This is a genomic window from Rhodococcus sp. IEGM 1351, assembly GCF_030056875.1.
GTDB classification, from domain to species: domain Bacteria; phylum Actinomycetota; class Actinomycetes; order Mycobacteriales; family Mycobacteriaceae; genus Rhodococcus_F; species Rhodococcus_F opacus.
In genome coordinates this window covers 323,727-335,188 of sequence record NZ_JASHKU010000008.1, presented here as the reverse complement: position 1 = coordinate 335,188, position 11,462 = coordinate 323,727, and the positions used below count along the sequence as shown (strand labels likewise).

The 11,462-nt window shown below is 67.4% G+C and carries 13 protein-coding genes; 4 read left to right on the top strand and 9 right to left on the bottom strand.

Annotated features, from left to right (window positions below; genetic code table 11):
• Positions 1-229: transposase (locus QM806_RS17090; RefSeq protein ID WP_502943865.1), on the bottom strand; the 229-nt coding region annotated here is incomplete at its 3' end.
• Between the two features lie 79 nt (positions 230-308).
• On the opposite strand from QM806_RS17090, the gene QM806_RS41700 reads away from it, so the two are divergent.
• Positions 309-857 (top strand): transposase, encoded by a 549-nt coding sequence (locus QM806_RS41700; protein WP_502943864.1) that lies wholly within the window; start codon positions 309-311, stop codon positions 855-857.
• Here the strand turns inward: QM806_RS41700 and QM806_RS17085 are convergent, their stop codons facing one another.
• Both QM806_RS17085 and QM806_RS17080 read right to left on the bottom strand, forming a co-directional pair.
• Positions 858-1,151 (bottom strand): hypothetical protein, encoded by a 294-nt coding sequence (locus QM806_RS17085; RefSeq protein ID WP_169695595.1) that lies wholly within the window; start codon positions 1,149-1,151, stop codon positions 858-860.
• A 203-nt stretch (positions 1,152-1,354) separates the two neighbouring features.
• Complete coding sequence (locus tag QM806_RS17080) at positions 1,355-2,800, bottom strand: DHA2 family efflux MFS transporter permease subunit (protein ID WP_005565347.1); 1,446 nt, start codon at positions 2,798-2,800, stop codon at positions 1,355-1,357.
• Positions 2,801-2,902: 102 nt separating this feature from the next.
• Here QM806_RS17080 and QM806_RS17075 point away from each other — a divergent pair, with 102 nt between their 5' ends.
• Complete coding sequence (locus QM806_RS17075; RefSeq protein ID WP_005565346.1) at positions 2,903-3,529, top strand: TetR/AcrR family transcriptional regulator; 627 nt, start codon at positions 2,903-2,905, stop codon at positions 3,527-3,529.
• A gap of 30 nt (positions 3,530-3,559) precedes the next feature.
• The gene (locus QM806_RS17070) at positions 3,560-4,207 is read left to right on the top strand and encodes an FHA domain-containing protein (protein ID WP_043943784.1); all 648 of its coding nucleotides are present in this window, start codon (positions 3,560-3,562) and stop codon (positions 4,205-4,207) included.
• Here the strand turns inward: QM806_RS17070 and QM806_RS17065 are convergent, their stop codons facing one another.
• From QM806_RS17065 to QM806_RS17040, 6 genes are all read right to left on the bottom strand, one after another.
• Positions 4,208-5,170 (bottom strand): alpha/beta fold hydrolase, encoded by a 963-nt coding sequence (locus QM806_RS17065; protein WP_005261400.1) that lies wholly within the window; start codon positions 5,168-5,170, stop codon positions 4,208-4,210.
• A gap of 217 nt (positions 5,171-5,387) precedes the next feature.
• Complete coding sequence (locus QM806_RS17060) at positions 5,388-5,846, bottom strand: Hsp20/alpha crystallin family protein (RefSeq protein ID WP_005261399.1); 459 nt, start codon at positions 5,844-5,846, stop codon at positions 5,388-5,390.
• 266 nt (positions 5,847-6,112) lie between these two features.
• Positions 6,113-6,409 carry a hypothetical protein gene (locus QM806_RS17055; RefSeq protein WP_005261398.1) on the bottom strand — a complete coding sequence of 99 codons (297 nt, stop codon included), beginning with the start codon at positions 6,407-6,409 and terminating at the stop codon, positions 6,113-6,115.
• A 122-nt stretch (positions 6,410-6,531) separates the two neighbouring features.
• Positions 6,532-6,933: a hypothetical protein gene (locus tag QM806_RS17050; RefSeq protein ID WP_005565344.1), complete on the bottom strand. Its 402-nt coding sequence runs from the start codon at positions 6,931-6,933 to the stop codon at positions 6,532-6,534.
• 136 nt (positions 6,934-7,069) lie between these two features.
• Positions 7,070-8,800 carry an acyl-CoA dehydrogenase family protein gene (locus QM806_RS17045; protein ID WP_054248027.1) on the bottom strand — a complete coding sequence of 577 codons (1,731 nt, stop codon included), beginning with the start codon at positions 8,798-8,800 and terminating at the stop codon, positions 7,070-7,072.
• Positions 8,801-8,868: 68 nt separating this feature from the next.
• Positions 8,869-10,614 (bottom strand): proline--tRNA ligase, encoded by a 1,746-nt coding sequence (locus tag QM806_RS17040; RefSeq protein ID WP_065490557.1) that lies wholly within the window; start codon positions 10,612-10,614, stop codon positions 8,869-8,871.
• A gap of 56 nt (positions 10,615-10,670) precedes the next feature.
• Here QM806_RS17040 and yaaA point away from each other — a divergent pair, with 56 nt between their 5' ends.
• Positions 10,671-11,414 carry a peroxide stress protein YaaA gene (gene yaaA, locus QM806_RS17035; RefSeq protein ID WP_005565339.1) on the top strand — a complete coding sequence of 248 codons (744 nt, stop codon included), beginning with the start codon at positions 10,671-10,673 and terminating at the stop codon, positions 11,412-11,414.
• The last annotated feature ends 48 nt before the right edge of the window (positions 11,415-11,462 follow it).

Sequence of the window (11,462 nt, the reverse complement as noted above, 5' to 3'; positions counted from 1 at the left end):
TGTAGGTGCCGTCGTCGGACCAGCGGCGATGCCGTTCCCAGATCGACTGCCACGGACCGAAGTATTCGGGCAGATCGCGCCACGGTGATCCGGTTCGGAACCGCCAGGCGATTCCTTCCAGGGTCAACCGGTGGTCGTTCCACGGACGCCCCCTTCGGCCCGCCAGTGCGGGTAGGACGGGCTCGATCACAGCCCACAGGTCATCGGAAATCTCATCGGCGCGCAACACATACCCAGCATCACGCATCAAGCATCAAACATTAAGCAGACACGCTCTAGCCTTCACCGACCCGATGTGTGAATAGATCATGACAGAGGGGTCCGACAAGTCCCGGGGGCAACACTTACTGAATACGATGGCGAAACCATCACGTGCACCTACTGATCCACCCACAGTGCAACTCTGCGCCTTGGTCAACAGCCTCACAGGCGTGTCCACCCGCCGTCTACGGCAAGCGTTCCCCGGACGCAAATGCGAAAACCTGTGGAGCAACCACTTCTGGTCGCCCGCAAGCACATCGACGGCCGACCCGCTGCGAGCGACGCACACGGCGCCGGCTTCCCGTCACGGTCTTGCTCGTCGTGCTGGCCGTCACGATGCTCTACGTGGCCCGGGGTTACAGGTACGGTCCGGTGTTCCTCTCGCTGTGTGTCCTCACGGGTATCGCGGCCTGGCTGATGCTCCCTCCCCGCCGCCGCGATCATCCGGCAGATGCGCGGGACACTCGACGCCCGCCGGCAACGTGCCGAGGCGGCGGAATGCAGCGCCCTGGACGAGCAGTGTCGATGCGCCAGCCGGGAGCGCCTCGCGATCGCCCGCAAACTTCACGATGTTCTCGCACACAGCCTCTAACTGATCACGTGCAGGCCTCGGTCTCACTCGAGCTGTGGGACAGCAGACCCGAAAGGTCCCAGGAAGAGCTGTCCACGATGAAGTTCGCGAGCCGCGACGCGATCGGCAACGTCCACGCGCTGTTGTCGTCACTGCGGGTTTCGGCGAGGACACCCCGTCGATCGCGCCCACCGCACGGATCGGGGACCTGGACGGTGTGGTCGAGCGCGCCCGTGCCGCGGGTCTCGCGGTGACGAAGCCCTTCGGCCGATCGGCCGATTCGGCTCACCGAGTCGCCGATCGGCTTCGGCGAACACACCGCCCTGGTACTCGCGGTCGAGTATGGGCGTGACCCAGCTCGTCGGGGCGGTAACGTCGGATTTCTGGCGTGGGACGCCCGCCAGGTCGCGCAGGTGCGGCGAGTACGCCGTTCCCGGCGAACTCTCCGATGCGTTCCTCCCTGCCCTGGAACTGATGCGGGCCCGGACCTCACGGTCCGGGCCCGCCCGCATTCCGGCAGGGTCACGTCGACGCCAGGACCGCCTTCGACCGTCCCGGCATGAGGGCGGCGGCGACGACCGCGACCGCCACGAATCCGGCTCCCACGTACAGGGCGGGCGCGAGGGCGTCGATGTATCCCGTCGGCGTCAGACTGCCGCCCGCACCGAGGAACACCGCAGTCAGGAGCGCGATCCCCAGCGCGACGCCGATCTCACGGAGCGTTGCGTTGGTCGAACTGGCCGTGCCGTGGTCGGCCTCGGGCATGTCGGCGAGGACGGCGGTCGCGTTGGGGGCGAACGTCAAACCCATCCCTGCGCCCGCCATCACGAACGCCGGAATCATGCTGCCGTACGTGGCGCCGGGGACGATGAGCGACGCCATCCAGAGCAGCGACAACCCCTGCAGGACCAGTCCGGTGACGAGGAGGGTCCGGACTCCCAGCCGCGGCGCGAGCAGGCCTGCGATCGGCGCCACCAGCATGGGTGCGGCCGTCCACGGCAAGGTCCGCAGGCCGGCCTCGAACGGTGAGTACCCCATGACGATCTGGAGGTACTGCGACAGGAGGAAGACGGCGCCCATCATTCCCAGCGTGAACGTCAGCCCGATCACGTTGGCCAGGGAGAACTGCCGGGACCGGAACAGCCGCAGCGGCATCACGGGGAAGGGGGTGCGCAATTCGCGCACCACGAACGCCGCGAGCAGTACCGCCGATGCGACGAGAGCACCGAGCACCGTGGCGCTGGTCCAGCCGTCGTCGTTGCCGTGCACGATGCCCCAGACTCCGAGGAACACGGCGGCTCCGGCCAGGACGACGCCGAGCGGATCCAGCGGCTGCCGCTTGCCCTTCGACTCGCCGAGCGCATAGAGCGCCAACGGGATCGCGACCGCTGCGACGGGGACGTTGATCCAGAACACGGCTTGCCAGGACACCCCGTCGACGACGGCGCCGCCGACCACGGGGCCGAGGGCAACCCCCAGTCCGGAGACGCCGCCCCAGATCCCGATGGCGAGCGCGCGTTTGGCGACCGGCACGGCACCGGCGAGGAGGGTGAGGGAGAGCGGCATGATCGCTGCCGCGCCGACGCCCTGGACGGCGCGCGCGGCGATCAGCATCTCGGAGGTGGTCGACAGGGCCGACGCGATCGACGCGAGCGCGAAGAGCACTATGCCCCAGAGAAATACACGGCGACGGCCGAGGCGGTCGCCCAGCGCGGACAGCGTCAACATCAACGTCGCGAAGGCGAGTGTGTAGGCGTTCATGAACCACTGCAACTGCCCCACCGACGCGCCGAGGTCGCGCTGGATCACCGGGAGGGCGCTGGTCATCACCAGATTGTCGAGTGTGGCCATGAACATCGGTATCGAGGCGGCGACGATCGCCAGCCATACCGGCACCCGCCGGCCGCGGCCCCACCCGGGGGGAGGCGCCGCCGATTCGTGTTCCAGGCGTTCGGAGAGTGTCGTCATGACGGGTCCTCGCATCCGGGTCGTGAGCACGGGAAGAAGAAGTTGTAAGCATCAGATGATTACCTATTTCGAAGACTAGTAATCGACTGATAACATGTCAACATGGCATCGCCCGTGAAACAGACCCGCATGAGCGCGACCGAACGTCGCGAACTCGTACTGGCCGCGGCCTCCCGCGCATTCGCCAGGGACGGCTATCACGGCACCAGCACCGACGCCGTCGCACGCGAGGCCGGGGTGTCCCAGCCCTACGTGGTGCGCATGTTCGGTTCGAAGTCACGGCTGTTCGCCGACGTCTTCGACCGCGCGATGCGTCGGATCATGGACACCTTCGAGCCGTACTTCGACGATGTCGCCGCGGACCCCGAGAACGACGAGTCGTGGCTCCCGATGGGCATCGCGTACACCGAACTGCTCGAGGACCGCGACCTCCTGCTCGTGATGATGCACGGCTTCACGTCCGGCGCGAACCCGGAGATCGGCGCGCTGGCCCGCGATTGGATGTCCCGGCTCTACACGCAGATCCGAACGCGCACCGGGTGCAGCCCCGAACAGGCCCGCACCTTCATCGCCAACGGAATGCTGCTCAACACCCTGCTCGCCATGCAGGTACCCGAGCACGCCGGGCAGGATCCGGCGCTCGAGGAGCTCGCCGTGTGCGCGTTCGGCAACGCCCTGGACGCCGCGGGCTCCGAGAACGCATCCGAGATCGGCGATTTCCGCTCTTGATCTTGCTCATCGGACACACGGCAGGGCACGATGGAAGCGTGCGGAAGGGGCGTCGCCGTGGACCGAGCCGTTGAGTCTCGACTGAGCTATTCCGACCGGGAGGGTCACCACCACACCGTGGACCTCTCCCCCGCTTCCGCGCGCGTCACGATCGGACGGTCGCCCGGTTCCGATCTGCTCCTCACCGAGGACGACGAGGTCTCGCGGCTCCATGCCGTCCTCGAATGCGTCGGCTCGCACTGGACCATCCTCGACGACGGGCTCTCCCGCAACGGCACGTTCGTCAACGGCGAACGGCTGGCGGGGCGCCGACGGCTCCGCCAGGGCGACAGCATCCGCATCGGCGGGACGAAGATCCGGTACCTGGAATTCGGCGGTTCTCTCGACGAGGCCACCCGGATGGGAACCGACATGCCCGAGGTCCGGTCCCTCACCGACACCCAGCGCGCGGTCCTCACGGCGCTGTGCCGGCCGTACAAGCACGGCGCCGCATTCGCGAATCCCGCGTCGAATCAGCAGATCGCCCAGGAACTGTTCCTCAGTGTCGACGCGATCAAGACTCACCTCCGGGCGTTGTTCGCGAAATTCGGCGTCGGCGATCTCCCGCAGAATCAGAAGCGGGTCAGCCTGGCCGAGCGGGCCATGCGCAGCGGCATCATCAACGAGCGCGATCTCTGATCAGCCGACGGCCATCAGTTCGCGGTCGAAAGCGGCGGTCTCACCGTGCGCGATGCGCTCGACGAGGCCGATGATCGCGAGGGCGACGTCGGCGGCGCGCTCGAGGATTACCGAGTGCCCGGCTCCGTCGACGCTCACGAGTTCCGAAGCGGGGAGCTTCGAGGCCATGGCGACCGAATGCTGGAACGGGGTGAGCATGTCCACCGAGCCGCACAGAATCAGCGACGGAATGTGAGCGAGTGCGGCCAGGGAGTGCCGCTCGTCGAACCCGAGCAGGGATTCGAGGAAACTCGACATGGTGACGACGGACGTCGTGTTGACCATGGCCGAGACCAGAGCGGCAAGCCTCGGATCGACGGCCCGATTGCGGGCGCTCGCCGCGCGGGCAATCGCCGTGCAGACGGTGCGTCCCACTCGCTTCGATCCGTGCACGACCCGGGGTGCCCGGCGCACCGCGGTGCGGAACAGCGACACCGCGGGGCTACGCAGGTGACGACCGAGACCGGCCTCGGCGAGATCGAACGCCGCAGTGGAGATCAGGGCCATGCCGACGATCCGCGAACCGATCGTGTGCGGGTTCTGCCGCGTGTACGACAGCGCGGTCATCCCGCCCATCGAGTGCCCGATGAGGACGACCGGACCGTGCGGTGCGACGGCGTCGAGCACGGAGCCGAGGTCGCGGCCGAGCTGATCGATCGTGTAGGTGGCGGCCGGCGCCTCCCCCGACTCTCCGTGTCCGCGGTGATCGTAGAAGACCATACGAACATCGTTGCGCCAGAAACGAACCAGCTGTTCACGCAGTGCCCACCAGGATTCGGTGCGCAGGCAGTGACCGTGAACGAACACCACGGTGGTGGCTGCGTCGGGCGAACCGAACTCGCGAACCGCCAGCGCGATCCCGTCGTCGGTCCGAACCGTGAGGCGACGGCCCTCGTGCTCGTGTGCAACCGGGGTGTTCGTCATGATGGCCTCCTCGGTTTCTTCGCTCGCGGCTGGTAAAGCGTTACGTTCTTGCTTGTCCTCTACTGTGCCGCGCACGGTCCGACCCGACCAGGACCCCCAGTGGTGGCCAGTGCACCCGGAGGTGTTGTGCTTTCCACCCCTGGGGTGGGTGGACGCGGGCACGCCGAAGCCCCCTCGGCGAGGGGGCTTCCGCACAGCAGATGTTCCCGCCGCAGCGTCAGGTCGTCTCGCTCGCGGGACCCGCCTCGATCGTGCGATGCTCACCGGTTCCGAGGCTGGAGACCTCGATCCGCCGCGGCTTCGCCCGTTCGGCGAGCGGGATTGTCACGCTCAGGACACCGTTCTCGTAGGACGCCGAAATGCGGTCGGGGTCGACGCCGTCGCCGAGCGACAGCTGGCGCCGGAACGTTCCGCTGAACCGCTCGGAGGCGATCCATTGCACGTTCTCCTCGGACGGCGCGCTGCGATGAGCCGTCAAGGTGAGCGTGCCGTTGTCGACACTGACGTCGACGGAACCGGGATCGACGCCCGGCAGGTCGGCGTGCAGGACGTAGTGGTCGTCGACCTTGTACAGATCCATCGGCATGAATCGTGGTACCCGCGCGGTTCCGGATTCCGTGCCGAGGAGACTCTTGGTCATGGATTCGAGGTCATTGAAAGGATCGAAGCGAAGCACAGCAACACACCTCCTGCATCACTCGAGGCGCCCGCCACCCCGACGGGAGCCAGATTCACTGTGCATCGCTAATTTAGCACTCGACACCCGAGAGTGCCAGTTCGGGAGGACCCTGGAATCTTCGCCTTGTGAGGTCCGGTTCCGGGGTCCTCGCCGCGACGTACCGACCGGTCCGGGCCGCTCGCGACTGGAGGGTATTCTCTACTGCCACTTCAGAATGCGGTGCACGGACCGGCGCGACCAGGCACCCTGGGGTGCGAATCCCGTCACCCCCAGGGTTGCCCCTGGCCGCCGCCGAAGTCGTAGCCGCCGACGCTCGCTCCGTCCGGACCGGCGTTGATGCCGTCGATCGCGATCACGGTGCCGACAGCCGCTCCGCCGATCGTCACGGTGCCGCCCTGAGGGTTCTGTCCGGGCGCGAGGTTGCTCACGGACGGGTCGTCGGCGGGGGCGTCGGGTGCCGCCGACGCGATGCCGGCGCCTGCGGCGAGGACGAAGAATGCGGCGGCGACGGTGGCACCCGTGCGCGTCAGAGCAGTGGTGAAGTCGAAGGACATCGACATGAAAGAACCTTTCACAGTGTGTGGTGCCGGGGAGGCGGCGTGGGCAGTACTGACGCCGAGGGGCCGGCACCCGCGGGTGGCGGCCCCTCGAACTTCAGGAAGATCGCGCAGTCACGACGCGGTCAGATGCAGAAGATGAACGAGCAGTTTTCGGTGCTGTCCCCGGCGCCCGCGCCGCCGGCGCCACCCGCACCACCGGTGGCAGGACCACCGTTTCCACCGTTGCCGCCGTTGGCGTTGCCGCCGTTGGCGTTGCCGCCGTTGCCGACGTTCGTGTTGACCGTTGCACCGTCTCCGACCGCTGCGCCACCGATGATGACGCCGCCGGAGTTGTCGACGTTGCCATTTGCGGAGCCGCCGTTGGCGCTACCGCCTGCGCCGCCGGCGCCGCCCTCCGAACTACCCGGAGCCCCGGCACCGCCGGCTCCACCAGCGGGGTCGGCCGAGGCGATTCCTGCTCCGGCAGTGAGGGCGAAGCCCGCGATGGCGAGAGCGGAAAGGGTGCGCTTGAGGGTGTGTGTCATGTGTGGATCTTTCTGTGGGGGTGGGGTTTTGCTTGCCACATAAGAATGCGCCGATCGGACCCACCCGACCAGGTACCCCAGGGGGCGCAACCGGCACCCCGAGGGATGACGCCACCCCACCCCCGTAGAGCCGTGTCTACGGCCGCATTTCGTAGGCGCCGTCGTAGTTCTCCACCTGCGCCCACACCCGCGAGAACCGCTCCGCGTCGACCACCGGGCGGCGTATCGCGCCGAGCGCCCACTTCTGCTGCGCCTCGGTGGCAGACGATTTGCCGTGCAGCGCAACGGCATAACCGGAGAAATCACGGATCTGGAAATCGAAGATCTGGTCGATCAGATCGCGGTCGACGCCGGCGATCGCGGCCTGCTCGAGAATCAGGTGCCCGTAGACCACGAGCGAGAACAAGTGCCCGAGGTCGAGCAGGAAGTCGAGATCCTTCTGCTGGGCCGCGTCGGGCGGGGCGGTGGTGAGCAGTTCCCTCAGCGCGGTCGCCTGCTCGTGGAAGCGAGCCACGTTGGGGACGTCCGAGTGCGCCTCGTAGGTCTTCGTCCAGTCGTGGAACTGAATCTTGCCGGCACCGCGGGTCGGGCCCTGGGCCCAGAAGAACGCATCGTCGGCGGCGTCGAGCCGGGTGCCGATCTCCGGGTACTCCGCCGGGTTGAGCAGGTAGTTCGGCATGAACTTGAGGATCAGGCCGACGTTGACGTGCACGGTGCCCTCGAGCTTCGGCAGAGTGCCGATCAGCTGGGCGGCCTCGCGGAAGTAGGTGTTCTTCTCGTAGCCCTTCGCCGCGATCACGTCGTGCAGCAGCGCGATCACCTTCTCCCCTTCGGAGGTGACCTTCGCCTTCGTCATCGGGTTGAACAGCAGGTACCGGCGATCGTCGAGACTCGCGCTGCGGAAGTAGTCGACCGAGCGTGCGCTGAACAGCTTCATCGCGATCAGCCGGCTGTAGGCGTCGACGAAGTTTCCGCGCACGTGCGCGAAGTCGGTGACGGGGCTGCCGTACAGAATCCTGTTGTGCGCGTGGGTGATCGACTCGTAGAACGCGTGCTCGGAGATCCCGATGGATCCTGTGCACAGGTTGAACTTGCCGACGTTGACCGTGTTGAGCGCCGCCTCGAACGCGGCCACCCCCGTGTGGAGAATGTCCTCTTCCCACACCGGGTAGTCCTCGAGCCGGAACGTGCTGACGTACATCTGGCCGTGCACCACATTGCCCTGCAGGTGGTAGGCCGGGTGGCGGCTGTCCGCGACGAAGAAGACGTACCCGTCGCTGCCCTCCACATCGGTGCGCCTGCCGAACACCGACACCATGCCCGCGACGTTGCCGTTGCCGATGTAGTACTTGTCGCCGCTCGCGGTGAACGCCAGATCCGGGTCGTTGTCCGCGGGGGTCAGCAGCATGTCCGTCGAGTAGACGTCCGCGCCGTGCTCTTTCTCCGACAGACCGAACGCCAGCACCCCGCCGTCGTCGAGGAGCGTCGCTGCCCGTTCCTTCGCGGCGCGGTTCCCGCTCATCCAGATGGGGCCGAGACCCAGGATGGTCACCTGCCACGCGTACCAGTACGCGAGACCGTAGAAACCGAAGATCTCACTGAGGGCGGCGTTGCGTGCGGCATCCCAGCGCTTGTCCGGATCGCCGCCCGCCAGGTCGGCGGGGGTGAGGAACTTCGCGAACAGCTTCTCCCGTTTCACGAACTCCAGGAAGTCGTCGGGCCACACGGCCTCGAGATCGTCCTCGAGCAGCCGCTTCTTGCCCCGCGACTCGAACCACTCGATCAGCGCTCGCAGCAGTCTGCGCGTCTCCGGATCGAAATGCTCGGGATCGTAGGAGGTCGGATCGAACAGCAGGGAATTCGTCACAGCAGGCCTTTCGTCCGGACGTGTCAGGCCAAGCTAACAGTCCGGACGAAAGGCGTGGGGCGGTTTGATCAGCCCCTGACGGTCTCGACGATCTCGCTCAGCGCGGACTCGGCGGCCACCTCGCGGCTCTCGCCGGTGAAGCGGTCGCGGACCTCCACCTTGCCCTCGCCCCAGCCGCGGCCGACGACCACGACGAGCGGGACACCGAGCAGTTCGGAGTCCTTGAACTTCACGCCGGGCGACGCCTTGCGATCGTCGAGGATCACCTCGAGACCGGCCTTGTCGAGTTCGGCGGCGAGTCCCTCGGCGCCTTCCCGGGCGGTCTCGTCCTTGTTGGCGATCACCACGTGCACGTCGGCGGGCGACACCTCGGCCGGCCAGCGGAGGCCCTTCTCGTCGTGGTGCTGTTCCGCGATCACGGCGACGAGGCGGGAGACGCCCACGCCGTAGGACCCCATGGTCGGGCGGACGGGCTTGCCGTTCTCGCCGAGCACGTCCACGGAGAACACGTCGGTGTACTTGCGGCCGAGCTGGAAGACGTGACCGATCTCGATGCCCCGCGCCGCGACGAGCGCACCGGCGCCGTCGGGGGACGGGTCGCCGTCGCGGACCTCGGCGGCCTCGATGGTGCCGTCCGGGGTGAAGTCGCGGCCCGCGACGAGCCCCACCACGTGCTTGCCCTTCTCGTCGGCTCCGGTGATCCAGCTGGTGCCGTCCACGATTCGGGGGTCGACGAGGTAGCGAACTCCGTTGGCCTGCAGCGCCTTCGGTCCGACGTATCCCTTGATCAGGAAGGGGTTGGCCGCGAAGTCGGCCTCGGTGAGCAGTTCGAACTCCGCGGGCTCGAGAGAGGCGCCGAGACGCTTGTCGTCCACCTCACGGTCGCCGGGAACGCCGATGCCGAGCAGTTCCCACTTGCCACCGGGCTGCCGGGTCTTGACGAGGATGTTCTTCAGCGTGTCCGCGGCGGTGACGGTCCTGCCCAGGTCGGCGCCGTTGGCCCAGTCGACGAGCGTCGCGATCGTGGGGGTGTCCGGGGTGTCGTACACCGTCGCGGCGGGAAGTCCGTCGAACGGCACCGGCTCGGGAGCCAGGGTCTTCACGGCCTCGACGTTGGCGGCGTAACCCGACTCGAGGCAGCGGACGTAGGTGTCCTCACCGATCTCGCTCTCCGCGAGGAACTCCTCCGATGCGCTGCCGCCCATCGCACCGGACGTCGCCGACACGATCACGTACTTGACGCCGAGCCGGGTGAAGATCCGCTCGTAGGCGTCGCGATGCGCCCGGTACGACTCGGTGAGTCCCTCGTCGGTGAGGTCGAAGGAGTACGAGTCCTTCATGACGAACTCGCGGCCGCGGAGAATGCCTGCCCGCGGGCGCTCCTCGTCGCGGTACTTGGTCTGCACCTGGTACAGGGTGACCGGGAAATCCTTGTACGAGTTGTACTCCCCCTTGACGGTGAGCGCGAACAGTTCCTCGTGGGTGGGGCCGAGCAGGTAGTCGCCGCCCTTGCGGTCCTTCAGCCGGAACAGTCCGTCGCCGTACTCGGTCCAGCGGTTGGACGCCTCGTACGGTTCGCGCGGCAGGAGCGCGGGCAGGGAGATCTCCTGGGCACCGATGCCGTTCATCTCTTCCCGCACCACCCGCTCGACCTCACGCAGCACGCGCAGACCCAGTGGCAACCACGAGTAGACGCCGGGCGCGATGCGACGCACATAACCGGCGCGGACCAGCAGCTTGTGGCTGGGGACCTCGGCGTCGGCGGGGTCGTCGCGCAGAGTGCGGAGGAACAGGTGGGACAGGCGGGTAATCACGGGATACCAGAATAGTCGGCTGGGACGGGGACGGGCGCGTCGGTAGGGTTTCGTGCGTGCTGGTGCTACTTCCTCCCTCCGAAACCAAGTCCGACGGCGGCGCCGACGCGCCCCTCGACCTGGCCGAGCTATCGATGCCGCAGCTCACCGAAACCCGCGAAGTGCTGGTCCAGGCGCTGGTCGCGCTGGCGGCAGACGGGGAGGCGTCGCAGCTCGCGCTCGGCCTCGGCCCCACCCAGGCCGACGAGATCGAGCGCAACGCCAAACTATGGGTCTCCCCCACCCGGCCCGCACTCGAGCGCTACACCGGTGTGCTGTTCGACGCGCTCGACGCGAAGTCGTTCACCAAGGCGCAGAAGTCCAAGGCGCTGTCGCGGCTGGCAATGGGGTCCGCGCTGTTCGGTGCGGTGCGCGCGGGTGACCTGATCCCCGCCTACCGATTGTCGGGCGGATCGAAGCTCCCGGGGCTGGGCACTCTCCGCGCGTTGTGGAAACCGGAACTGAGCCGGGCGATCGCCGCGGAAGCGGACGGCCTCGTCGTCGACCTGCGGTCGGGGACGTACCAGCAACTCGGACCGATCCCCGAGGCCGTGATCGCCACCGTCCTCACCGAGAAGCCGGACGGCACCCGCACCGTCGTCAGTCATTTCAACAAACACCACAAGGGTCTGCTGGCGCGTGCGCTCACCGTCTCCCGCGCCGAACCCCAGGACGTGCGCGGGGTGGCGCGGGTGGCGTCGAAGGCGGGCCTGCGCGTCGAGGTGGCGTCGGACCGCGAGCTGATCATCCTCACCGACTGACCTGTGAGTACTTATTAACCGCCGGCGGTTAATAAGTACTCACAGGGG